The 21,714-nt window shown below is 71.3% G+C and carries 16 protein-coding genes and 1 pseudogene; 6 read left to right on the forward strand and 11 right to left on the reverse strand.

The features are described 5' to 3' along the window. The 4 genes from FL311_RS05575 to mutL form a co-directional block, all read right to left on the reverse strand. Window positions 1-1,007: tol-pal system YbgF family protein (locus FL311_RS05575; protein WP_141323901.1), on the reverse strand; the 1,007-nt coding region annotated here is incomplete at its 3' end. A 109-nt stretch (window positions 1,008-1,116) separates the two neighbouring features. Further along, window positions 1,117-1,845, reverse strand: coding sequence for an outer membrane protein (locus tag FL311_RS05580; protein ID WP_141323902.1), 729 nt, complete (start codon window positions 1,843-1,845; stop codon window positions 1,117-1,119). Window positions 1,846-1,863: 18 nt separating this feature from the next. Further along, window positions 1,864-2,022, reverse strand: coding sequence for a hypothetical protein (locus FL311_RS43960; protein WP_170300476.1), 159 nt, complete (start codon window positions 2,020-2,022; stop codon window positions 1,864-1,866). A 128-nt stretch (window positions 2,023-2,150) separates the two neighbouring features. Then, the gene (gene mutL, locus FL311_RS05585; RefSeq protein WP_141323903.1) at window positions 2,151-4,016 is read right to left on the reverse strand and encodes a DNA mismatch repair endonuclease MutL; all 1,866 of its coding nucleotides are present in this window, start codon (window positions 4,014-4,016) and stop codon (window positions 2,151-2,153) included. A gap of 101 nt (window positions 4,017-4,117) precedes the next feature. On the opposite strand from mutL, the gene FL311_RS05590 reads away from it, so the two are divergent. Next, window positions 4,118-5,083 carry an SDR family oxidoreductase gene (locus tag FL311_RS05590; RefSeq protein ID WP_141323904.1) on the forward strand — a complete coding sequence of 322 codons (966 nt, stop codon included), beginning with the start codon at window positions 4,118-4,120 and terminating at the stop codon, window positions 5,081-5,083. A 779-nt stretch (window positions 5,084-5,862) separates the two neighbouring features. Further along, the gene (locus tag FL311_RS05595) at window positions 5,863-7,521 is read left to right on the forward strand and encodes a lysophospholipid acyltransferase family protein (RefSeq protein ID WP_228556685.1); all 1,659 of its coding nucleotides are present in this window, start codon (window positions 5,863-5,865) and stop codon (window positions 7,519-7,521) included. Between the two features lie 45 nt (window positions 7,522-7,566). Here the strand turns inward: FL311_RS05595 and FL311_RS05600 are convergent, their stop codons facing one another. Together FL311_RS05600 and FL311_RS05605 are read right to left on the reverse strand one after the other, a co-directional pair. Then, window positions 7,567-8,442 carry a GGDEF domain-containing protein gene (locus tag FL311_RS05600; RefSeq protein ID WP_046717966.1) on the reverse strand — a complete coding sequence of 292 codons (876 nt, stop codon included), beginning with the start codon at window positions 8,440-8,442 and terminating at the stop codon, window positions 7,567-7,569. 96 nt (window positions 8,443-8,538) lie between these two features. After that, entirely contained in the window at window positions 8,539-11,157 is a 2,619-nt protein-coding gene (locus FL311_RS05605) for a carboxypeptidase regulatory-like domain-containing protein (RefSeq protein ID WP_141323906.1), read from the reverse strand. A 179-nt stretch (window positions 11,158-11,336) separates the two neighbouring features. On the opposite strand from FL311_RS05605, the gene FL311_RS05610 reads away from it, so the two are divergent. Together FL311_RS05610 and FL311_RS05615 are read left to right on the forward strand one after the other, a co-directional pair. Next, window positions 11,337-11,636, forward strand: coding sequence for a DciA family protein (locus FL311_RS05610; RefSeq protein ID WP_046713591.1), 300 nt, complete (start codon window positions 11,337-11,339; stop codon window positions 11,634-11,636). After that, window positions 11,633-13,222, forward strand: a complete 1,590-nt coding sequence (locus FL311_RS05615; protein WP_141323907.1) for a CAP domain-containing protein — start codon at window positions 11,633-11,635, stop codon at window positions 13,220-13,222. The genes FL311_RS05610 and FL311_RS05615 overlap by 4 nt, the downstream gene beginning before the upstream one ends. A gap of 81 nt (window positions 13,223-13,303) precedes the next feature. On the opposite strand, the gene FL311_RS05620 is transcribed toward FL311_RS05615, so the two are convergent. Beyond that, window positions 13,304-13,537 (reverse strand): hypothetical protein, encoded by a 234-nt coding sequence (locus FL311_RS05620; RefSeq protein ID WP_046713590.1) that lies wholly within the window; start codon window positions 13,535-13,537, stop codon window positions 13,304-13,306. Between the two features lie 352 nt (window positions 13,538-13,889). On the opposite strand from FL311_RS05620, the gene FL311_RS05625 reads away from it, so the two are divergent. After that, complete coding sequence (locus FL311_RS05625; RefSeq protein ID WP_141323908.1) at window positions 13,890-16,028, forward strand: transglycosylase SLT domain-containing protein; 2,139 nt, start codon at window positions 13,890-13,892, stop codon at window positions 16,026-16,028. A gap of 40 nt (window positions 16,029-16,068) precedes the next feature. Here the strand turns inward: FL311_RS05625 and cmk are convergent, their stop codons facing one another. Genes cmk through FL311_RS05640 form a run of 3 tightly spaced genes read right to left on the reverse strand, consistent with a single transcriptional unit; the run spans window position 16,069 to window position 18,868 of the window. Next, the gene (gene cmk, locus FL311_RS05630; protein WP_141323909.1) at window positions 16,069-16,764 is read right to left on the reverse strand and encodes a (d)CMP kinase; all 696 of its coding nucleotides are present in this window, start codon (window positions 16,762-16,764) and stop codon (window positions 16,069-16,071) included. Continuing rightward, window positions 16,761-17,852 carry a histidinol-phosphate transaminase gene (gene hisC / locus FL311_RS05635; protein WP_141323910.1) on the reverse strand — a complete coding sequence of 364 codons (1,092 nt, stop codon included), beginning with the start codon at window positions 17,850-17,852 and terminating at the stop codon, window positions 16,761-16,763. Before hisC ends, cmk begins: the two co-directional genes overlap by 4 nt. 47 nt (window positions 17,853-17,899) lie before the next feature. Further along, window positions 17,900-18,868 (reverse strand): acetyl-CoA carboxylase carboxyltransferase subunit alpha, encoded by a 969-nt coding sequence (locus FL311_RS05640; RefSeq protein WP_141323911.1) that lies wholly within the window; start codon window positions 18,866-18,868, stop codon window positions 17,900-17,902. Between FL311_RS05640 and FL311_RS05645 the strand changes: the two are divergent. Beyond that, a pseudogene (locus FL311_RS05645) lies at window positions 18,862-19,655 on the forward strand (hypothetical protein). The gene FL311_RS05640 and the pseudogene FL311_RS05645 sit on opposite strands and share 7 nt — an antisense overlap. A gap of 27 nt (window positions 19,656-19,682) precedes the next feature. On the opposite strand, the gene FL311_RS05650 reads toward FL311_RS05645, so the two are convergent. Then, on the reverse strand, window positions 19,683-21,650 hold the full coding sequence (locus FL311_RS05650; protein WP_141323912.1) for an ArsA family ATPase: 1,968 nt from the start codon (window positions 21,648-21,650) through the stop codon (window positions 19,683-19,685). Window positions 21,651-21,714 lie beyond the last annotated feature (64 nt).

A 21,714-nucleotide genomic window follows, 5' to 3' on the forward strand; every position in this document is an offset into this window, starting at 1 on the left:
CCGGCGGGGCTCGCCACCTGCTGGGCGGGCGCCGCGGCGGGGGCCGCCGGGGCGGGCCCCGCGGCCTCCGTGTTGCCGCTCATGGCGCGCTTCACCATGGCGATGCGGCTGCGGAACTGCTGCTGGTACTGGCTGTTGAGGTAGCTGCCCGCGGCGTCACGCGCCGTCTCCAGCGCCTTCTCCATCTGCCCGACCTCTTGGTACGACTGGGCCAGCAGCAGCATGGCGTAGTCGCGCGTCTTGGAGGTGCGGTCGCCCTCGACGAAGCGCGCCAGCAGCGGCACGGCCTTGTCGTGCTTGCGCAGCTGGTTGTAGGCCGTGCCCAGGAAGAAGGACGCGTCCAGCGCCTGCTCGTTCGGGGGGTTCATGGCCAGGAAGCGCTCCATCTCCGCGACGACCTGGTCCATCTCGTTCTTGCGGAAGGCGATCTTCCCGCGCTCGAAGGCGACGTCGCCCGTCTCACGACGCAGGGACGAGGCCCGGTCGTTCAGCGCCTGACGCTCCAGCGAGCTGAGCCGGGAGGTGTCCAGCTTCATCAGCGCGTCGATGCCCTTGAGCCGCTCGTCGCCGGGCAGCGAGGTCATCATCTTGTAGACCTCCGCGGCGCCCCGCTGGGCCGTCTGGTGCGCGGACGTGTCCGCGCGCTGCTTCTCCAGCTGGCCCGTCAGGTCCGCCACCATCTTCTCCAGCCGCTCGCGCTCGTTCGTGGCACTGGAGGAGCGGGCGCTGGTGATCATCACCGCCGCGCCCACCGCGATGACGGCGAACAGCACATACGCCGCCGCGGAAGAAACCCACTGACGCTTCTGGAAGTCCTCGTGACGCTTGCCTACCGCCTTGACCTCCGCGTGGAGGTTCTTCAGCAGGTTGTCACTCTTGATGACGAGGTTGCGGGCCTCGACGACTTCGCGGCGGAGGTCCGCCAGTTCCTTATCAATCTCGGTCTTCGCCTGCTCTGGCATGGACATCTTCCTGGGCCCGGTAACGATCTCGGCCGACTCACGCATCGTAAGGAGTTCTCCCGGTCATACGGCGACAATTTCCGCAGCGGAACACCGCAATCGCTCCACCGCATTTCCGGAAGCGTTCAACCTGCTCGGCGCATGCCTGCTCGGGCTACAGGCCGCCCGTCAACGAGCGGGATGGCTCGGGCGGAAAAGTGTACGTCACGCCCAGGGACATCCAGCTGCCTCCGAGGCTGAACGAGGCGATGCGCTTGTCCTGGTCGTTCAGCGCCGGGCCCACGGGCCCACGAAGGAACATGAACCGGTACTCGGCGGAAAGACCCCAGCGGGGGGACAGCCGCCAGGTGGCCCCCAGCGAGCCCGCCCAGGCCTGGGTGGTCTTGTCCTCCAGCTTCTCTCCGGACAGCTTGGAGCTGGCGATGGCCGGCCCCGTGGCGAGCCCCGCGAAGGGCACCAGGCCATACGGGCCGACCTCCGGGAGCACCGTCTGGAAGCGCACGCCCACCAGCGCGCCGTAGCCCATCGTCTCCAGGCTGCGCTCGACGGGCGCGGCGCCCTCCAGGCCGGGACTGTTGAGGTACAGCTTGGAGCCGGTGAAGAAGAGGTCGATGCCCACCTCCACCAGGTCGGAGATGGAGTAGGCGAAGGTCGCCACGCCGAGCGGACCGCCGCCCGTCTCGCGCGCCCGCGACAGGCCCGTGTTCGCCTCGGCCCCGTACCAGCTCTTGTAGAGCGTCTCGTTGGAGGTTACGCGCCAGCCCCCCTGCACGGTGATGCGCCCCACCCCCTCCAGTGACGTGGGAATGGGCTCCTCCTCGTCCTGGGCGACGGCGGGAGTGGCGAGGAGCAGGACGAGGGGCGGCAGGAGGCGACGGAGCATCGGACTCGGAGGCGAAGGTCAGGTGCGCTTGGAGCAGCGCACGGCGATTTCCAGGAAGGTCGTCCGCTGACGACACAGCGACGCGACCACGCAGCGGACGACACACAAGGCCCCGAACTCGCGGAGCACCACGCCCAGGTTGGACACCACGTCTCGCAGGGTGATGACACCGCGCATGTGGCCACTCCCGTGTGCGTTGCCGTGAGGGGTGCTCGTCCTGGACGTCCGTGCCGGAGAACGCCCGGTGCTACAGGCGTGTGGCCCACCGTAGCAGTGACCTCCCACGGGTCAACTTTCCAGCCAGGTCAACGGGCGCGGCGCTCCAGCTCCAACAGCGGCATCTCCAGCACCACCACCGTGCCGTGGCTGCACGGGGGATGGAAGTCGGCCCGGTCCAGCTCGCCCAGCAGCGCGCGCAGCTGCGCGTCCGTGAGCGGCACGGTGTTCGCCTTGCGCGCGGCGTGACAGGCCAGCACCCGCACCGCCTCCGCCAGCGTGACGGCGTCCAGCGTGGCGCCGCGAGGCGGCAGCGCGCGCGCCAGGGCCTCCAGCAGCGAGCGCGCATCGGCGCCCTCGAGCCCCGGCGGCACCGTCTTGAGCGCCACGGTGGTGCCACCGAAGGGCTCCACGTCGACGCCCAGCCGGCCGAGCGCCTCGCGGCCCTCGACGAGCGCCTTGGCCACCGCGACGGGGAACTCCAGCGTGGTGCCGAACAGCGACGGCGCCGGAGGGCCCTTCTCGTCCTCGAGCGCGCGCAGGTACGTCGTCAACCGGGCCCGCTCCAGCGCCGCGTGCGGGTCCAGGACCACCAGCGTGCCGCCCGGTCCCTCGCAGATGTGGAAGCGGCCGCCCAGCATGCCCATGGGCCTGAGCGCGGCGAAGTAGCCCGGCGGCGGGGCCTCGTTGAGCTGGGGCTGGGCCTCGCCGAACGCGGGCGGGCGCATGCCGGTGTGGGCGAAGGGCAGCGGCGCGGGAATCCCGGCCATGGGGCTGGGCGCGCCGGACAGGGGCGAGGGGCCTGGACCGGGCGAGGCGGCGTCCAGCGTGGTGGGCAGCGGGCCGCCCCACGACGCCTCCTGCGCGCGGGTGAGGAAGCGCTCCACGGCGTGCGCGTAGTGCGCGGCGTCTCGCGGCGTGTTGCCCATGGCGGCCTGGGCGTCGGCGCCAGTGCCCAGCCAGGGGGCCGCGCGCAGCATGCGGTTGAGCGCGGCGCTGATGGCCTCATACACGCCGCGGGCATCGGAGAAGCGGACCTCCAGCTTCTGCGGGTGGACGTTGACGTCCACGGCGACGGGGTCCACGTCGATGTTCAGCACCACCACCGGCTGGCGTCCGGCGGCGAGGAAGTCCTGGTACGCGCGCTGGATGGTGCCGATGAGGCCGCGGTCCCTCACGAAGCGGCGGTTGACGAAGGTGTAGAGGCCGCGCGCGTTGGGGAAGGTGAACTCGGGCGAGGCCGCGTAGCCGGTGACGCTGACGCCCAGCCGCCGCTCCTCGACGGGGAAAAGGTGCGGGTGACAGGCGGGCCCCAGGGCCGCCGCGATGCGCTCGCGCGGGTCCTCCGGACAGGCCGCGCTGGAGAACAGCTCGTTGCCCTCGTGGGTGGCGAAGAAGCCCACGTCCGGGTTGGCCAGGGCCAGCCGGACGACGGCCTCCTCGGCGTGCTTGAGCTCGGTGTCGCCCCGGCGCAGGAACTTGCGGCGCGCGGGCACGTTGAAGAACAGGTCCTCCACGGTGATGATCGTGCCGGTGCGCGGCGGGGCGTCCTCCACCACCACGTCCACCCCACCCTCCAGCGTCACCCGCGTGCCCACGTCCGCGCCGACCTCCGCGGTGTGCAGGCTGAAGCGGGACACGGAGGCGATGGCGGGCACCGCCTCACCGCGAAACCCCATGGAGTCGATGTGGAACAGGTCGTCCAGCTCGCGCAGCTTGCTGGTGGCGTGGCGGTCCAGACAGAGCGTGGCGTCCTGGCGGCCCATGCCGTGTCCATCGTCGGACACGATGATGCGGTCCACGCCCCCACCCGACAGGTCCACGCGCACGGTGCTCGCCCCGGCATCGAGCGAGTTCTCCACCAGCTCCTTCACGACGGACGCGGGCCGCTCCACCACCTCGCCGGCGGCGATCTTGTTGATGAGGACGTCACTGAGACGGGCGATGCGTGCCATGGCAATCGTCCACCCTCCGCCACCCGGACGACGTTGTCCAGCAAGACAGAGCCGTGCAGGCTGACATTCGAGAGCGGCTGGGCTAACAGGAGACCTCGCGTATGGACGAGTCACGACCAGGCAAGGGACGGCTGCGTGTCGCGGTGACGGGAGCCAGCGGCGAGTACGGGAAGCTGTTGCTGCCCCGGCTCGAGCGCGATCCGGAGGTGGAGAGCATCGTCGTGTTGGACGTGAACCGTCCCGAGGGCGCCAAGGTGGAGTTCCACCGGGTGGACCTCACGCGGCACGACGCCGAGAGCGAGCTCACCGACGCGCTGGCCGAGCGCCCCGTGGACGCGCTCTACCACCTGGCGTTCCTGTTCGGCCCCATCCGCAACGGCTCGCTGGCGCACGAGCTGGAGGTCATCGGCACGATGAACGTGCTGACCGCGGCGGGGCGCGCGCGCATTCCCCGGCTGGTGGTGCCGTCGATGACGGCCGTCTATGGAGCGCGGGGGAACAACCCGGCGCTCCTGCGCGAGGACTCGCCGCTGCAGGGCTGTCCGCACAGCCGCTTCGTCACCGACAAGGTGGAGGTGGAGGGACAGGTCCGCGCGTTCCGTGAGCGGCACCCCGGGATGAAGGTGCTCGTGCTGCGCTTCGCGCCGGTGCTGGGGGCCGCGTTCGAGAGCCCCGTCACGCGGCTGCTGACGCGCACCTCCGTGGTTCCCACCCTGCTGGGGTTCGACCCGCTGTGGCAGGGGCTGCACGAGGAGGACGCGGGACGGGCGCTGCACCTGGCGCTGCGGGCGGAGGCGTCCGGGGAGTTCAACATCGTTGGCCAAGGCGTACTCCCGCTGTCCGGCCTCATCCGCCAGGCGGGTGCCCGGCCGCTCCCCCTTCCCGGCCCATTGTTCCGTGGCGCACTCCACGCGCTGGATGTGGTTGGCGCGGACACGTTGCCCGTAGCCCTTCTCGACTACATCCATTACTCGTGGGTGGCCGACGGCGAGCGCGCGGAGACTGCCCTCGGCTTCATCCCCTTCCACCACGTCAGGGACGCCGCGGCGGCGCTCAAGAGGAGCTAGAGATGGCCAAGGGTGTCCTCGGGAACGATCCTTTCCAGCGCGGAGCCGCCTCCCGCGAGGGCGAGCGCACGAAACCCGGCACCCCTCCGCGGGACCGCTCGCCCTCCGAGCGCGAGGGCACGGCGACGCAGAAGGCCCACTCGAAGAACGGGGCCAATGCGAAGAAGCAGCCCGCTCGTGGAAAGCCCGCCTCCAGGAAGACGAAGTCCCGGGGCCCCGAGGCCCGGGGCTCGGAGCAGAACGGGCGCTCCCAGCCGAAGGAGGCGAAGAGGTCCGCGCCTTCTTCCGCGCGCGACGCCGACCACCGACATGACTCGACCGCTCGGAACAACAAGGGCGCGAAAGGTGAGTCGAATGGAGAGAAGCGCCCCGCCAACACGAGGCCTGCCTCGACGTCGCGAAACAACAAGGCCGCACGCGGCGCCCCGGCTGGGGTGAAGCCGCCGTCCACCGCCGCGCAGGGCTCGCGTTCAGGAGGCTCCGCCGAAGAGAGGGATGGCCTGAAGCGGCCTCTCACCACCCCAGCGCGTGGCACGCCCTCTGAAACCAACAAGGGCGGCTCCGATACGGGCGAGAGCGCGCTCCACGCGGGCGCCACCCCGGGTGCGAGCAGGCCCCGTGGAGAAGCCTCCACCGCGGCGGGCGACTCCCGCGGAACATCGACGCCTCCGCTCGACCCATCTCACGCGGCCCGTGCTCAGTCTCCGGTCGCCGCCAGCCACTCCTCGCGTGGTACCGGCGCGTCCGCCAGCAGCCCGCCCGCCGCGACGGAGAATGAAGTGGAGCCGCTGCGCGAGCCCGCGGCGCCGGTGACTCCGCGAGCAGCACCGCCGTCTCGGCCCCCCGCGGTGCTCGAGGACCGCGCCGCGGAGCGGACACCCCAGCAGCGCAACGTGGACCACGCGCTCGCGGAGGCCCTGGCCGCCGAGGTGGCCGAGGTCACCGCGAAGCACGCCGTGGACGAAGCCATGGACCGACGCGCCGGCCGCGAGGAGGCCACGGACCGGCTGCTCGCCACGGAGATGGCCACCGGACTGGCGGAGGCCGCCGTGGAGGAGGTCCTCGACCACAGCCCCGTCACACGCAAGCCGGAGCACGAGCGCGAGCTCGCCGCCACCGTCGCCGCGCAGGTCGCCGAGAGCGCCGCCGAGCTCGCCGTCGCCGAGGTGATGGTCCACCGCTCCGCCGAGCCGCCCTTCACCGACTCCTTCGAGGAGCGCGCCACGGTGGGCTTCCTCGACGAGCTGGCCGAGGACGAAGAGGTCTCCACGCTGGAGCTGCGCGAGGACCTGGCCATGGCCGGCGCCGTGCTGGAGCTCGAGGACCTCGACGAGACCCCCGAGGAGGTCGAGGACGGCTGGGAGCGGACCATCTCCAGGCCCGTGGTGGACAGCACCTTCCAGGCGCCCGAGGTGGAAATGCCAGACACGACGCGCGACGAGTTCCCCCCGGGCCGCCGAGGCCCGCTGTCCCTGGTGCCCCCCTCGCGAGACGACGCCTTTCACGGCGCGTCCTCCGAGCCCCCTCACGACGCCGGGGCCCCCCGTCCCCTCGCCCAGCGCGCCAGCGGCATGTTCGCCCTGGCCCGGGAGATCGCCGGACAGGCGCTGGCCAGCGAGGGACTGGGACGCGCGTGGGGTGCGATGAACGGCATGCTGGACGCGGTGCGCGCGGGCCTGGGAACGGGCGGCGGCGCGCACCTGGACGAGTACGGCAAGGACCCGTCCCTCGTCGAACGGCTGGAGCCGGTGCTCGAGTTCCTCTACGGCCAGTACTGGCGGGTCTCCGCGCAGGGGACGGACCACATCCCCGGCGGCGCCGTCATCCTGGTGGCGAACCACTCGGGTGCCCTGCCCTACGACGGCCTCGTGATGTCGCTCACGCTCGGTCGTGAGCGGCCGGACCTGCGCGAGTCACGCTGGCTCGTGGAGGACCAGGTCTTCCACGCGCCCATGCTGGGCACGCTCTTCAACCGCCTGGGCGCGGTGCGCGCGTGCCCGGAGAACGCGCTGCGGCTGCTCGACGAGCAGCGCCCCCTCGTCGTCTTCCCCGAGGGCTACCAGGGGCTCAGCAAGCCCTTTGGTGAGCGCTATCGCCTCAAGCGCTTCGGGCGCGGCGGCTTCGTGAAGCTCGCGCTGCGCACGGGCGCGCCCATCGTCCCGGTGGCCATCGTCGGCGCGGAGGAGACCTCCCCCATGCTCGGCCGCATTCCCGCGAGCTTCCTCGGCCTGCCCTACCTGCCGCTGATGCCGGGCCCGCTGCCCCTGCCCGCCAAGTGGAGCATCCGCTTCGGCGAGCCCATCGCCATGGACGGGCTGCCCCCCGAGGCCGCGGACGACCTGGGCGAGGTGGGACGACTCACCGAGCGCACCCGAGAGGCCATCCAGGGAATGCTGCACTCCCTGCTGCGCGAGCGGCGCTCCGTCTTCGCGGGCTGAAGCGGGGGACCCCACCGGTTCGCGCGAATCCTCCGCGCGGAGCCCTCAACCGACGACGCGGTTGCGGCCCGTCGTCTTCGCCTCGAAGAGCTTCTCGTCCGCCGCGCGCACCAGGTCTCCGGGCTCGCGGTGGCGAGGCTCCAGCACCGCCACGCCCAGGGAGATGGTGACGGGGATGGCCTGACGGTCGAACTCGAAGCGCTGCTTCTCCACCAGCCGGCGCACCTTCTCCGCGAGCTGACGCGCCCCCGTCAGCGCGACCTCGGGCAACAGGACGGCGAACTCCTCACCGCCGTAGCGGGCGAAGACGTCCTCACGGCGGATGCGCGTGCGCACCGTGGACGCCAGCTGCTTGAGCACCGAGTCCCCCGCGAGGTGGCCGAACTTGTCGTTCACCTTCTTGAAGTGGTCGATGTCGATCAACACCAGCGACAGCCCGCGCTCGTACCGGCGGCTGCGGGACAGCTCCCGGTCCAGCTGCTCGTCGAAATAGCGCCGGTTGTAGATCTGCGTCAGGCCGTCCATCGTGGTCAGCCGGTAGATCTCATCGTGGTACGCCGCCTCGATGTTGCCGCCGGCGATGTACTTGAAGATGGTGCGGCCGATCTTCACCAGGTCGCCGTTGCGCAGCTCGCGAACCCCCTCCACCAGCTCGTCGTTGATGAACGTGCCGTTGGTGGAGCCCGCGTCGCGGATCCGCACGCCCTCCCGGGTATTGGAGATGGCCGCGTGGTTGCGACTCACCGACTCCTGGTCGATCTGGATGTCCGACTTCGACGAGCGACCAATCAGGGTCTCCTCGCGCGTCAAATCGTGCTTCCGACCCAGGTCCAATCCGTAGATCACGACCAGCGCCGCGTCGAGGTTGACCGGCCGGTCGGAAATCTTGGAGATGACCGTGACGACCGTCTCGTTCTGCACCACTCCTCCAGCAAACGACCCTCGGGACGCTACCACCCTGCAAAACAAGAAAGCGAGTCAGAGCACGCGACTCCGGGTAGGGAATCCGCGCCTGACCTAGGGAATATCCACGCCTCGCAGGGCCGAGACCGCGGGCCGGAGCAGGCGACCTTCGGGGTCCTCCAGTGACGCGATGAGTGACACCCCCAGGCCGGAGCAGCTCGCCGGCAGCCGGAGCTCCACCTCGCCCGAGGTGGGAGATGAGGCCGTGTCACTCACGAGGACCTCCTCGCACCCCTTGGCGCCGCCCCTTACCACGATGCGCACGCGGCCGTCCGCCTCCGCGCTGGTCCCCAGGCGGAAACCGGTGACCCGCACCCGCACGGCGCTCCCCCGGGTGAGCCGCTGTCCCTCCAGCTCCGGATAGAGCCAGGCCACCTCGGGACGTCCCACGTCCAGGGACGACGCGGCCTGGGTCAGGTCCCCCACATGGTCGAGCCCGGGCCCATCGGCCGCGGCCAGTCGCGAGGGCCCCAGCTCATCCCGCGAGTCCCGCCCCGTCACCTGCAACACCTCCGTGCGCAAGAGCGAGCGCGAGCCCTGGTGGTCCCCGAAGAAGGTCCGGTCCTCGATGCCCATGGGCGCCCGGGGAACCCGGACCCCGTCCTCCAGGTCATCGGGAGAGACGAGCACCGTCCACCTGCGCCCGAGGCGGTTGGTGAAGACGACGCGGATCAACGTCGCGGGCCCGTCCACCTCGCCGCGCAGCTCACGCGGCCCCAGCCCCCGGGCCTCCGCCGCGCCATCGAAGTTGTAGCGGACGTCCTCGGGGATGGGCAGGAAGCCCGACCAGGTCTGCACCGGGTGCTCCCCCGACGGGTCGAACAGCGGCCCCGCCAGGTCCGCCACCACCAGGCTCGTCGCCACGCCGGCCGAGGCATCATCCCGCGCCGCCCGGGACGAGGCGCCCATGAGCAGGCGGTAGGGCTGCCCCTCCAGCCCGTGGTGCGCGGGGGCCATGCGCACGAACATCACGCCGGGCTGTCCCAGACGCGAGTCCGCGTCCGTGTTCGGATCCGCCGGCGCGACATTGGCGGCGGCGCCCAGGCCCAGCGGCACGAGCCCCCGACCCGGCGCGGCCACGGTGCTCAGCACATAGGCCCGGTCCAGATACGCACCCCGGTAGCGAGGCAGCGCCGGGACGCGCACGGCGAACGGGAACGCCAGCCGCACGCCCTCGAAGTCGAGCGACACCCCCTCCGGATACGTCACCGCCTCCGGTCGGGGCGCCCCCTCGACGAGGCCCGGCGTGGGGACCAGGCGGAAGGACGCGTCGCGCACCACCGACGAGTGGAAGTCGGGCGACAGCACCAGCAGCCGACCCAGCATCAGCAGTGGATCCATGCCCAGGTCGAACGCGTTGAGGGGCAGCTCCGCCACCGGCAGGCCTCCCGTCACGGCCCACGCCGAGCGCGTGCCGCACGCGCCCATCGCGATGGACAGCTCCGGCTCCAACACGCCCGACAGCGACACGTCACACACCCCCGCCACGCCCGGCGCGGACACCCGCGGCGCGACCTCTCCTTCCACCCACAACGCCGTGCCCGACGGCAGCGACAGCCGGCGCGTGCCGCCCACGTCCACCTCCACCTCGCGCTCGAACCCCAGCAACGTCTCCGTCGAGACCTCGGAGAAGAGTCCCGGCACCGACAGGCCCGTCAATCCCAGCCGCAGCCGCGCCCGCGTCGTCAACGGAGGCGGCGTGACGACGCGCGGCTCGACGAAGTCGACCTGGAGTCCACCCGAGAGGTCCAGCGGGTTGCGCCGCAGCGCGAGTCGCAGGTCGCGCCCCTGCTCGACCTCATGGCGGGCCAGGGTGAGGTAGCCGAAGTCCGGGTGGAAGGCCGTCACGCCCACCGTCCCCGACGCGGGCACCCAGGCGGTGCCGTCCAGCCCCGTCAGCGCCGTATCGAGCACCTCGCCCTTCTCGTTGGAGATGGCGATGGTGGTGAGCGGCAGGGAGCGTCCCGTCAGCTCATCCACCACCAGCACGCGGAGCCCGCCGTCGGGGACCTCGGGGCTCAGCACGGTGACATTCGCGGAGCAGACCGCCGAGCCGACGCGGACGGTGACGGCCTCGCGATCCACCCCGGGTTCACCCAGCACGAGCGCGACCCGGGGCCCGGAGCCGCCCCCCTTCACCCTCGGCGCGCGCGCCTCCCACGCGATTCCCTCAAGAGGGACCACGGGCCTGCCCGCGGCGTCACGCACCCACACGTTGAAGACGACGGAGGTGCCTGGCCGCCCGATGACGACGTCCGGCGTCACCTGACACGAGGCCGCGAGCACGGGCGCTGGCGGTGCCACGCAGGCGCCATCGCGACAGACCTCGTCCACCTCGCAGTCCGCGTCCGCCGCGCACAGCGCCGCCACGCACCGGTTCATGTCGCACTCGCACCCCATCGGGGCGTCGCACATGGGCAGCGCGTACTCCTGACGCCGGGCCGAGCCACAGTCCGCGCGCGTGCGACACGCGGGCTCACAGCGGGACTGCGCGGTGTTGCAGAAGAAGAGCGCGGGGTCCGGGCAGTCCTGGTCCACCGCGCACGCCGTCGGCTTGGGCTTGGGCTCCGCGGGGATGCCAGGGGTCGAGTCGAACGCGTCACCACAGCCCGCCAGCATCCCCAGCACCCACACGAGGGCCGACAGCAGGTAGGGACGAAGCGAGCGACTCATGCGATGCGGCTCCCGGGGGGCGGAACACCCTCGACCTTACAGGGACGACGACCGACGCGCGACGTCGTGGAGGCTCGAGCTGCCTCCACTGGACTTCGTCGGACCCGGCCGCCCGCTCGCCCTTCCACCACGCAATGGAAGGTTGGCTTTCAGGGTCTCACGAATCATCATCGCGCGCGATGGCCCGCGGCGAGCCGAAGTCACTTGAGAGCCTTCTCCCCCGAGTCCTGGGTCGCCTCGCCGGTGAGTCCGGGCGCGGACATCCCCTGGCGCCGGTGTGGGCCTCGGTGGTGGGTGCGCACATTGCCCGCCATGCGACCCCACGTGCCCTCGAGGGTGGCACCCTGCTCGTGTCGGTGACGAGCCCCGAGTGGGCGCGCACGCTGGAGCCCGAGGCCGCGTCGCTCTGCGTCCGCTTGAACGAGCGGCTGGGCGCGGACACGGTGAAGGCGCTCGCCTTCCGTTGGGAGGGGCGATGATCGCCGCGCTCGCCCTCTCCCTGTTGCTCACCGCCGCGCCCGCGCCGCGTGCGCCGGCCGCGCCGCCTGCACAACAGCAGGCCCCCGCGCCCCCGCCCAAGCCGAAGGTGCCGCTGACACCCACCGAGGCCATGGAGCAGCAAGCCGCGCAGCACGTGGTGCGCGAGTTCGAGCGCGTGGGCCGCCGCGCCCCCGCCGAGGACGCCTCGCTCGTCGAAGCGGCCCGACGGCTGGCGCGAGAGGCGCTCAGCGGGGCCTTCACCGGCGCGCCGGACCTCTTCACGCTCACCGAGGCCATCAGCGACGCGGGCGCCGCGGACCCCGCGCCCCGGGCGCTCGTCATCCGCGCCTGGGCCCACCAGCACGCGCTCGAGTCCCTGCGCGCCCGGCCGGACCTGAACACGGAGCGGGCCACCCACTTCGGCGTGGGCGTCGCGTTCGTCGACAAGCGCGCCGCGCTGGTGACGCTGCTGTCGGACCGCAAGGCGGAGCTGCGCCCCTTCCCGCGCGTCATGCCCGGTGAGCGCGCGGTCCAGACGCTCTGCGGACGGCTGGGCCCCTCGCTGAGCCAGCCGGAGATCTACGTCACCCGTCCCGATGGTGAGGTCATCACCGTCCCGCTCACGCGGCGAGGCACCCAGGGCTCCGACTTCTGCTCGCGCCTGGACTTCCTCACCCCCGGCACCTACACGGTGGAGGTGGTGGCGCGAGGCGAAGCGGGGCCGGAGGTCACCTCGCTGTTCCTCACGCAGATTGGCGAGGTGCGCCGGCGCGGGCTGCGCGAGAGCAACGTGGAGCCCACCACCGTGGAGGCCGCGCGCGTGGCGCTCCATGAGCGCATCAACGCCCTGCGCCGCGCGCATGGCCTGGTGGAGCTGACGCCGGACCCGCTGCTCGAGCGCGTGGCCCAGGCGTACAGCCAGCGCATGTCCACCGAGGGCTTCTTCGCGCACGTGGCCCCGGATGGCAGCACCCTCACCCGTCGACTTCCGCCGGGGACGCGCTACGTACGGGCGGGTGAGAACCTGGGCCAGGCGGCCGGGCCGCTCGCGGCGCACTTCGGCATCGAGCACAGCCCCGGCCACCGCCGCAACCTGCTGGACCCGGGCTTCCGGTTCATGGGCGTGGGCGTCACCTTCCAGAAGGTCGGCGGACGCAACGAGGCCATCGTCACCGAGGTCTTCACCGCCGCGTCTCCCGCGTCCGCGGACCCGGAGAATCCCAGGCAGGATGCCTACGACGCGCTGGCCCGCCACCGCACGGCGAAGAAGCTGCCGCCCATGGCGCGCAGCGAGGTGCTGGAGTCGCTCGCGCAGGCGCACGCCCGGCACGCGCTGGAGATGGACCAACCCGCGGCGCAGCCGGGCGAGGCCCCGCTGCACGAGCGTGTGTTCCAGGTGCTGCCCGACGCGGGCACGGCGTCGGTGGACTTCTTCGTGGTGTCGGACCCGGCCTCGCTCCCCGAGTCCCGCAGCGTCGCCGAGGCCACCAACAACCGGGTGGGCGTCGGGGTGGTGCGCGGGGATTCGAAGCGCTTCGGCGCGAAGCAATACTGGGTCGCCGTCATCTACGCCGCCGTGCAGTGACGACGGGCGGAACCTCCGTGTGGGGCGCCCCTCTCCATAACGGGGCATCCCCTCACACGGTGAAGCGACTCCGGCGCGGCATCAGACGGGGCGACGCTGGGTGGCGTACGCCTCGAGCCCCATCTGCGGGGGCGCGACGTGCTGGTACATCGGGCACTTCATGCATGTGAAGGACTGCCACCCACGACGCACCGCCTCATCCAGGCAGTTGTCGTACTGATGGCAATTCAGATTGCGATGCGTCTCGACGCCGGCACGCTTCGGCCCGGCCTCGGGATTGATGGTTTGCGGCAGATCGGCTGGACACGGCTTCATGGAGCCCTCCCTCTGTGCTGTTTCCCCCCCGAGCGCTGTGAACGAGCAGTGTTACCGGACGACAGGTCCCGCCAGGCTTCGACGGACCGGGGTAGCGCGCAACGGCCGCGCAACGTAGTGATGCACCCCGGGTGACGCAATGGGTCCACTCGGCGGACCCAAGAGCACGTAATCGCCTGAACGCTTTCAGCGAATGCTGCGGATGAAGAACAGTTCGGACCGGCCCGATGGCGCGCGGATTTAGGACTTGTCGGGCCGGCTGTCAAACCACCCCCCTCGTGTGAGAGGGGAATGCCTGACGGATGCATCTCGTTGGTGGGTCGCAAAGCCGCGTCGTGAAAGGAAGAACCACATGAGCTGGATGGGGATGGTCGCGGGGTGTGCACTGGGGGTTTCCCTCGGACAATCCCCGACAACCCTGGAGGCCGTACGGCTTCACCAGGCGGACGCGACCTCCCTGGCCGAGCGGGAGTGGACCGAGTGCGCGGCGAAGCGCTGCGCGGACGCGGGACGGCTGGGGCTCCTGGCGGGCACGCTGGCCCTCTCCGAGGGACGCGCGGCCGAGGCCCGGGACATGCTGGCGGCCAACCCCGCCCCCGCCCTGCTGGAGCCCTACCGCGCCTTCTACCTGGGCCAGGCCCGCTTCTACGCCGGGGACGCACCGGGCGCCGCGCTCGACTTCGCGCGCGTGCTGGAGTTCCCGGGGGCGCCGCTGGACCTGGTGACCCGCGCTCGGGCCCGGCTGGGGGAATCCCTGCTCAAGGCGGGCAAGGCGAAGCAGGCGGCAGGGGTGCTCGAGTCGGCGGTGAAGGCCACGCCCACGCCGGAGCTACTGTTCCAGCGGGCGCAGGCGCGGGGCGAGTCGGGCAACCGCGCGGGCCAGCAGGCGGACCTGCTGGAGGTCGCGCTGCGCTTTCCCACACACCCGTATGCCGATGACGCGTTGAAGGCGCTCTCCGAGCGTCGCCCCGCGGTGCGCCTGGGTTTCGCCGAGCGCACGCGACGGGCGGAGGGCTTCCTGGCCGGTGGTGCCTCGCAGCGCGCGCTGGCGGAGCTGGACGCGCTCGCGGGTGAGAAGCTCGGCAAGGAACAGTCGGCGAAGGTGTCGCTCCTGAGGGCTAAGGGCCTGTTCGCGCAGAAGCGGGACGAGGAGGCGCACAAGGCGCTGGCGCTCGCGCGCAAGGGCTCGCCGGAGACGGCCGCGGAGGCGGAGCTGGTCGTCGCGCGGCGGGCCCTGAAGGCGGATGACAACGACAAGGCCCGGGAGCTGATGGCGGGTCTGGCCAGGAAGTACGCGGCGCAGTCGGCGGGTGAGGAAGGCGCCTTCTTCGCGGGCTGGTTGGATCTGCAGTCGGGCCGCTTCGAGGAGGCCGCGAAGTCCTTCACCTCACACGCGGACCGCTACACGCGCTCGCGCCGACGGGACGAGGGCATGTGGTTCCGCGCGCTCGCGTATCTGCGGCTCGCGGACTACGCCAAGGCGCGCGAGGCGCTGGACGCGCTGGTGACGGCCTATCCCCGAGGAAGCCTCGCGCCCCAGGCCCGCTACTGGATGACGCGCAGCCAGGAACTGGGCGGCGCCACGGCGGACGTGGTGGGGCCGGAGTACGAGCGGCTCATCGCCTCGTCTCCGGCGTCGTTCTACGCGCTGCTCGCCTCGGAGCGGCTCCAGGAGTTGGGACGGCCGGCTCCGGCGCGCTTCCCCAAGCCGCCCCTGGCGCTGGAGCTGCCACGGCCTCCCGAGCTGGCGCTCGCGGTGGAGCTGACGCGCGCGGGGCTCTTCCGGGACGCGGCGGACGAGGTGGAGACCCACGTGGCGAGGCTGCGCTCGGCGGACCAGGCGCTGCCGTTCGCGCACGCGCTCTTGAGCCTGGGCGAGTTCGGCCACGCGCACACCGTGGCGGCGCGACACCTGTGGGGCCGGGCCTTCGGCTCGCGCGAGCCGGACGCGCTGGCGGCGTTCTACCCCCGCGCGTTCTCCAGCGCCGTGGAGCAGGCGGCGACCACGCACAAGGTCGACCCGTTCCTCGTCTGGGCCATCATGCGCCGCGAGAGCGCGTTCAAGCCCGAGGTGATGAGCGCGGCGGACGCGCGCGGGCTGATGCAGATCATCCCGAAGACGGCGACGGAGATCGCGCAGAAGCTCGCCGAGCCCGCTCCCGCGCCCGCGGACCTCTTCTCGCCCGAGCGCAACATCCGCTACGGGGCCTGGTACCTGTCACGGCTGATGGAGCGCTTCGCGCATCCGGTGCTCGCGGCCGCCGCCTACAACGCGGGCCCCACCGCCGCGGCGAAGTGGGCCCAGGAGCGCGGGGACCTGCCGTTGGACCTCTTCGTGGAGTCCATCCCGTTCCGCGAGACGCGCGGCTACGTGAAGCAGGTGGTGGCGGACCTGTTCCTGTACCACGGCTTCTACGGCGCCCAGGGAACCCAGCAGCCCCGGCTGTCGCTCGTGGTGCCCGCCCCCTCGAAGGAGGGCGTCACCTTCTAGAAGTCGAGCGGCGGCGGGCCCGTCGCTCCGGGCCCGTCCCCTACCCTCGCGCGGCCATGCGGCGGAGGATCTCCGCCTCCATGTCGTGGACGACCTCCGACAGCGGAAGACTGCTGGAGTCCACGCGGACGGCGTCGTCCGCGGCCTTCAGCGGAGCCACCGCGCGCGCGGAGTCGTCCTTGTCGCGCTTGGTCTGGTCCGCGAGCACGTCGCCCAGGCTGCTCTCCACGCCCTTCTGGAACAGCTCCTCGAAGCGACGACGCGCGCGCACCTCGGGGCTGGCCTCCAGGAAGAACTTGGCGTCCGCGTCCGGGAACACCACCGTGCCGATGTCGCGCCCCTCCAGGATTGAGCCCTTGCTCGACTCGAGCGCGAGCCGCCGCTGGAGCTGCAAGAGCCCCGCGCGCACCACCGGACGGCCCGACACCTGCGAGGCGGCCATGGAGATCTCCGGCGAGCGGATCTCCCCGGACACGTCCTCGTCGCCGAGGAACACGCGGTTCTCCTCGCCCACCACCTGGAAGTGGATGTGCACGCGGCCGAGCAGCTCGCCCAGGCGGGCATCATCGTCGTAGGCGATGCGCTCACGCCGCGCGAGCAGCGCCACGCAGCGATAGATGGCGCCCGTGTCCACCAGGCTGAAGCCGAGCCTGCGCGCCAGCAGCTTGGACACCGTGGACTTGCCCGCGCCCGCGGGACCGTCGATGGCGACGATGAAGCAGCGAGCACCCGTCACGCGAGCACCTCCTTCAGCGCGCGCACACAGCGCTCGTTCTCCGACGCGGTGCCCACGGAGATGCGCAGGCACGTGGGGAAGCCGCCGCCCGCGAACGGCCGGACGATGACGCCCTTGCGCAACAGCAGCTCATACAGCTCCGTGGACGAGCGGCGGAAGTCCGCGAACACGAAGTTGGCGTGGCTCTTCGTGAGCGTGATGCCCAGCCTGGGCAGCTCCGCCTCGAAGTAGCGCAACCCTTCCCGGTTGTTCTCGCGCGTGCGCTTCACGTGCTCGGTGTCCTCGAGCGCCGCGAGCCCCGCCGCCTGCGCCACCACCGTGAGGTTGAAGGGCATGCGCGTGCGCTGCACGTACGTCGCCAGCTTCGCGTCCATCACCCCGTAGCCCAGCCGGATGCCGGCGAGCCCGTGGATCTTGCTGAACGTGCGCAGCGCGACCAGGTTCGGGTGGCGCCGGAACAGCTCCACCCCGCTGACGTACTCGGGCCAGTCGACGAACTCGAAGTAGGCCTCGTCGTAGGCCACCAGCACCTCGGACGGCACCGCCGCCAGGAACTTCTCCAGCGCCTCGCGGCCGAACGCCGTGCCCGTGGGATTGTCCGGGTTGGCCAGGAAGATGAGCCGCGTGCGCGGCGTCACCGCGCGCGCCATGGCCTCCAGATCGTACTGGTAGCCCTCGCGCATCGGCACCTCCACGAAGGGCCGCCCGTGGGCCTGCGCGGAGATGCGGTACGCGGCGAACGAGTTCTTGCACAGGAGGATCTCATCCTCCGGCGTGGTGAAGGTGCGGATGAGCAGCTCGATGAGCTCGTTGGAGCCGCTGCCCAGCACCACTTCCTGAGGCTGCACGCCCAGGGACGCGGCCAGCCGGTGCACCAGGTGGAAGGACGTGGCATCCGGATACAGGTGCACCTGGGACGACGCGTGCCGCATCGCCTCGAGCGCCCGCGGAGAGGGCCCCAGCGGGTTCTCGTTGGAGGCCAGCTTGATGACGCCCGAGAGCCCGAACTCGCGCTCGGTCTCCTCGATGGGCTTGCCCGGGACGTACGGCTTGAGCGTCTCGACGTAGGAAGGAACGAGAGGTCGCATGGGAGACGGGGCCCTGGAAGTGGTGGCTCGAATGAGCGGTGGCTGGCTCAGCGCCCGGAGAACACACCGAGCGCGCGGAACTTCGCGTAGCGGTCCTTGACCAGGCCGTCGGGCGTCAGCTCGGCCAGCTGGGTCAGGTGCTTGCGCAGCGTCTTGCCCAAGGCCTCCGCCATCTTCGCCGGATCGCGGTGGGCGCCACCCGCGGGCTCCTGCACGACCTCGTCGACGATCTTCATCTGGAGCAGGTCGCTCGCCGTCAGCTTCATCGCGTCCGCCGCCTTGTCCGCCTTGCTGGCGTCGCGGAAGAGGATGGAGGCGCAGCCCTCCGGCGAGATGACCGAGTAGACGCTGTTCTGGAGCATCAGCACGCGGTTGCCCACGCCGACCGCCAGCGCACCACCCGAGCCGCCCTCACCCACCACCGTGGAGATGATGGGCACGCGCAGCCGGCTCATCACCTCCAGGTTGACGGCGATGGCCTCGGCCTGTCCGCGCTCCTCCGCGCCGATGCCCGGGTACGCGCCCGGCGTGTCCACGAAGGTGAGGATGGGCTTCTCGAAGCGCTCCGCCAGCTCCATCAGCCGGCGCGCCTTGCGGTAGCCCTCCGGGCGCGGCATGCCGAAGTTGCGCGCCATGTTCTCCTTGGTGTTGCGGCCCTTCTGGTGCCCCATCACCATCACCGGCTTGCCGTCGAAGCGCGCGAAACCGCCGACGATGGACGGGTCCTCGCCGAAGTGCCGGTCTCCGCACAGCTCCACGAAGTCCGTGAAGAGGAAGCGGACGTAATCCAGGAAGTAGGGCCGCGCGGGGTGGCGGGACATCTGCACCACCTGCCACCGCGTCAGGTCGCTGAAGATCTCCGTCTGGAGCTTCTTCGCCTTCTTCTCGAGCTTCGAAATCTCCGAGGTGAAGTCCGCGGATCCACCCGTGGACAACGCCTTGAGCTCATCGATCTTCTTCTCCAGCTCGATGAGCGGGCGCTCGAAGTCGAGCGCGTAACTGATGCCGGTTGCCATGGCGCGGAACTAGCACCAGGGTATGGCACCTTTCAACGCGCAAGCACTTACGCACCGCACCGTGTCACGGTGCCGGACACCCCACGCCCCTCCGGACGCCATGCTTCATGCCCTGCCGCTGCTCGTCCTCGCGCTGAGCGCCGCCCCCGTCCCGGCCCCCGCAAGGGCCCTCAACACCGAGGGCTTCCGCCTGTACCAGGCCGGCCGCTATCCAGAGGCCCTGGAGAAGTTCCAGGCCGCCGTCCGAGCGGCCCCGGACTACGCCCTGCCCCGCTACAACACCGCCGCCACCCTGGGCGTGCTCCGCAAGCAGGGCCAGATCTGCGAGTACGGCGCCCACCGGGACGTCATCGTCGAGCACCTCACCCAGGCCGTGAAGCGGGACGCCCGCCGGCTGACGCGCGCCCGCCAGGACGCGGACTTCGACGGCATCCGGGACACCCTCGGCTGGCAGCGCCTGCAGGGCCGCGTCCCGGAGAAGGAGGCCGACGTCCCCTTCCTCCTGCGCAACGTGAGCTGGTACGGCCCGGGCGTGGGTGTCCACGGCACCACCCGGGGCCTGCGCTTCCGCCCCCAGGGACGCGTGACGCTCTGGAATCGCGACGTGGACGCGGAGGGAAAGCCCCACCGCTCGGAGCGCTCCGGCACGTACTCGGTGAAGGGGCGCCAGGTGGAGTTGAGGCTGCGCGGAGAGGCGCTCGTGACGGGCACGCTGACCGAGACCGGCGCGCTGACGTTCCCCCAGTGGGGAACCTTCACCGACGCGCCGTCCGAGTGTGACGCCTGAGGCGGCCAGAGCCGCCCCAGTAAGACCTCAGGCGGCCTTGATCTTCGCGGCCGGCGGCGACAGCGCGTACCACGCCGTGCGGAACGCCTTCAGCTCGCGCAGGCCGGCCGGGTGACGACCGAGCGCCGGGGCCATGGTGACGGGCAGGCCCAGCTTCTTCTCGATGGCCTTCGCCGCGTTGAGCTCCAGCTTGCGGCGGTTCTCGCACTTCTCACACGTGGACTTGGGGCCCACGCGGTTGACGAGGATGCGCTCCACCGGGAGCTTCTTCTCCTTCAGGTACTCCACCACGCGCTCGGTGCGCGCCGCGGCCAGGTCCTCGCCGCGCGTCACCACCACGAAGCGCGCCTCCGTCGGAGACGCCAGGGCCTCCTCGAAGCGCTTGGCGTGCTTGATCATCCCGGCGATGTCGTCCGCCAGCTCGCCCAGGCCCTTGGCGCGGTGCTTGGTGAGCACGGTGTGCAGCGCGCCCAGCCAGGTCTTGGCCGTCTGCGCCAGCTCCACCACCCGCACCGAGTTCACCACCGGCGACGAGTCCACCACGATGCGCTTGAACCGCTCCTGCACCAGCGCGTCCGTCAGCACGCTCATCGCCGCCAGCTCGTCGATGCCCGGGGGCGCGCACTCCAGGAGATTTCGCAGGTACAGCAGATCCGCCGGGACCTCGCTGCCCGCCTTGGGCGCGCCCTCGAAGGCCTTCTCCGCCTTCTCCTTGAGCCGCTTGCGCAGGGCATTGAACCAGCCCGCCATGTCCAGCTCGCGCGCGTACAGGCCCTTGGTGCCCTTCACCTGCGTCTCGGTGTCCGTCAGCCGGCTCTGCAGCACGTCCGACAGCGAGTGCGCGGGGTCCGTGGAGATGAGGAGCACGGGCCCCTCCTTCTCCGTCAGCGTCACGGCGGCCGCGGCCGCGCAGGAGCTCTTGCCCACGCCGCCCTGGCCCACGAAGAAGATGAGCCGCGTGGGAGGCAGCGGCGGCGCGGCGATGGGCGGCATGGACGGCGCGCGCACCAGGGCCGGAGGGCCCTCCGCGGCGGCGAACTCCAGCGCCTTCGTCTCCTTGCCACCCGCCCACGCCTTGGCGAACAGGCCCACGCCGTCCAGCCCTCGCGGCGCCACCTCGCGCCGACCCAGCAGGTGGACCGGCACCGTCTTGTCCAGCGCCTGGAACTTGCGCACGTGCGGCGCCTGCAGTCCCCGGCGGCCCTGACACGCGGGGCAACCCTCGCGGTCCTCCACCTGGTTGACGACGATCTCCGTCACCGGCAGCCCGCGCTCGCGCAGCTGCGTGAAGAGCATGCGCGTCTGCGCCTCGGGGACCGGCTCCGCCAGCGCCGTCAGGTGGAAGGCCGTGCGCGCGGGGTCCTTCAAGAGCGCCAGCAGCTTCTCCGCCTTCTGCCCCAGCACCTCCAGGAAGCCCGGCTCCGCGGCCTGCGCCTCCTGCGCCTTCTTGCCCTTGCCCGTCGTCGCGGCCGGCTTCTCACCGGCGCGTACCAGGCCCAGGAACTTGCGCAGCCCCACCGGCAGATCGAACAGCCGCAGGGTGTGCGACGTGGGCGAGGCGTCCACGATGATCCGATCGAAATCCTTGTCGTCGATCAGCGACACGACATGGAAGAGCGCCACCAGCTCCTCCAGCCCGGGGATGGCCTGCTGGTACAACGAGCCCAGCTCCTCCTCGGTGAAGTGCGTACCCTTGACCGCGGCCTTCTTCAGCGCGGGCAGGTACTCCGCGAGGAAGGGCTTGAGCAGCGCGGCGGGCTCCAGCTCCAGGCCCCAGACGCCGCCCTCGCCCTTGCCGGCGACGAGCTTCGTCGGCTTCGCGCCGAGCTTCTTCTTGAGCAGATCCGACAGGGAGCGCACGGGGTCCAGCGAGACGAGCAGCACCCGTTCCTTCGGGGCCTCCTCCGACAACCGCAACGCGTACGCCGCCGCGAGCGTGGTCTTGCCGACCCCGCCCTTGCCGCCGAAGAAGTGAAGAACTCGCGCGTCGCTCATTGCGTTGTGGCCTTCCTTGTGCCCCCCCGGCGGCACCCTGATGCACACTCCTGATTTGCCGAGT

This window comes from Myxococcus sp. AB025B (assembly GCF_006518215.1).
In the GTDB taxonomy this organism is placed as follows: domain Bacteria; phylum Myxococcota; class Myxococcia; order Myxococcales; family Myxococcaceae; genus Myxococcus; species Myxococcus fulvus.

Excerpts from the sequence above, each read along its gene's own strand:
- FL311_RS05580 (WP_141323902.1), bottom strand. The coding sequence starts at position 1,845 with ATGCTCCGTCGCCTCCTGCCGCCCCTCGTCCTGCTCCTCGCCACTCCC.
- FL311_RS43960 (WP_170300476.1), bottom strand. The coding sequence starts at position 2,022 with ATGCGCGGTGTCATCACCCTGCGAGACGTGGTGTCCAACCTGGGCGTG.
- mutL (WP_141323903.1), bottom strand. The coding sequence starts at position 4,016 with ATGGCACGCATCGCCCGTCTCAGTGACGTCCTCATCAACAAGATCGCC.
- FL311_RS05590 (WP_141323904.1), top strand. The coding sequence starts at position 4,118 with ATGGACGAGTCACGACCAGGCAAGGGACGGCTGCGTGTCGCGGTGACG.
- FL311_RS05605 (WP_141323906.1), bottom strand. The coding sequence starts at position 11,157 with ATGAGTCGCTCGCTTCGTCCCTACCTGCTGTCGGCCCTCGTGTGGGTG.
- FL311_RS05610 (WP_046713591.1), top strand. The coding sequence starts at position 11,337 with ATGGCCCGCGGCGAGCCGAAGTCACTTGAGAGCCTTCTCCCCCGAGTC.
- FL311_RS05615 (WP_141323907.1), top strand. The coding sequence starts at position 11,633 with ATGATCGCCGCGCTCGCCCTCTCCCTGTTGCTCACCGCCGCGCCCGCG.
- FL311_RS05620 (WP_046713590.1), bottom strand. The coding sequence starts at position 13,537 with ATGAAGCCGTGTCCAGCCGATCTGCCGCAAACCATCAATCCCGAGGCC.
- FL311_RS05625 (WP_141323908.1), top strand. The coding sequence starts at position 13,890 with ATGAGCTGGATGGGGATGGTCGCGGGGTGTGCACTGGGGGTTTCCCTC.
- hisC (WP_141323910.1), bottom strand. The coding sequence starts at position 17,852 with ATGCGACCTCTCGTTCCTTCCTACGTCGAGACGCTCAAGCCGTACGTC.
- FL311_RS05640 (WP_141323911.1), bottom strand. The coding sequence starts at position 18,868 with ATGGCAACCGGCATCAGTTACGCGCTCGACTTCGAGCGCCCGCTCATC.
- FL311_RS05650 (WP_141323912.1), bottom strand. The coding sequence starts at position 21,650 with ATGAGCGACGCGCGAGTTCTTCACTTCTTCGGCGGCAAGGGCGGGGTC.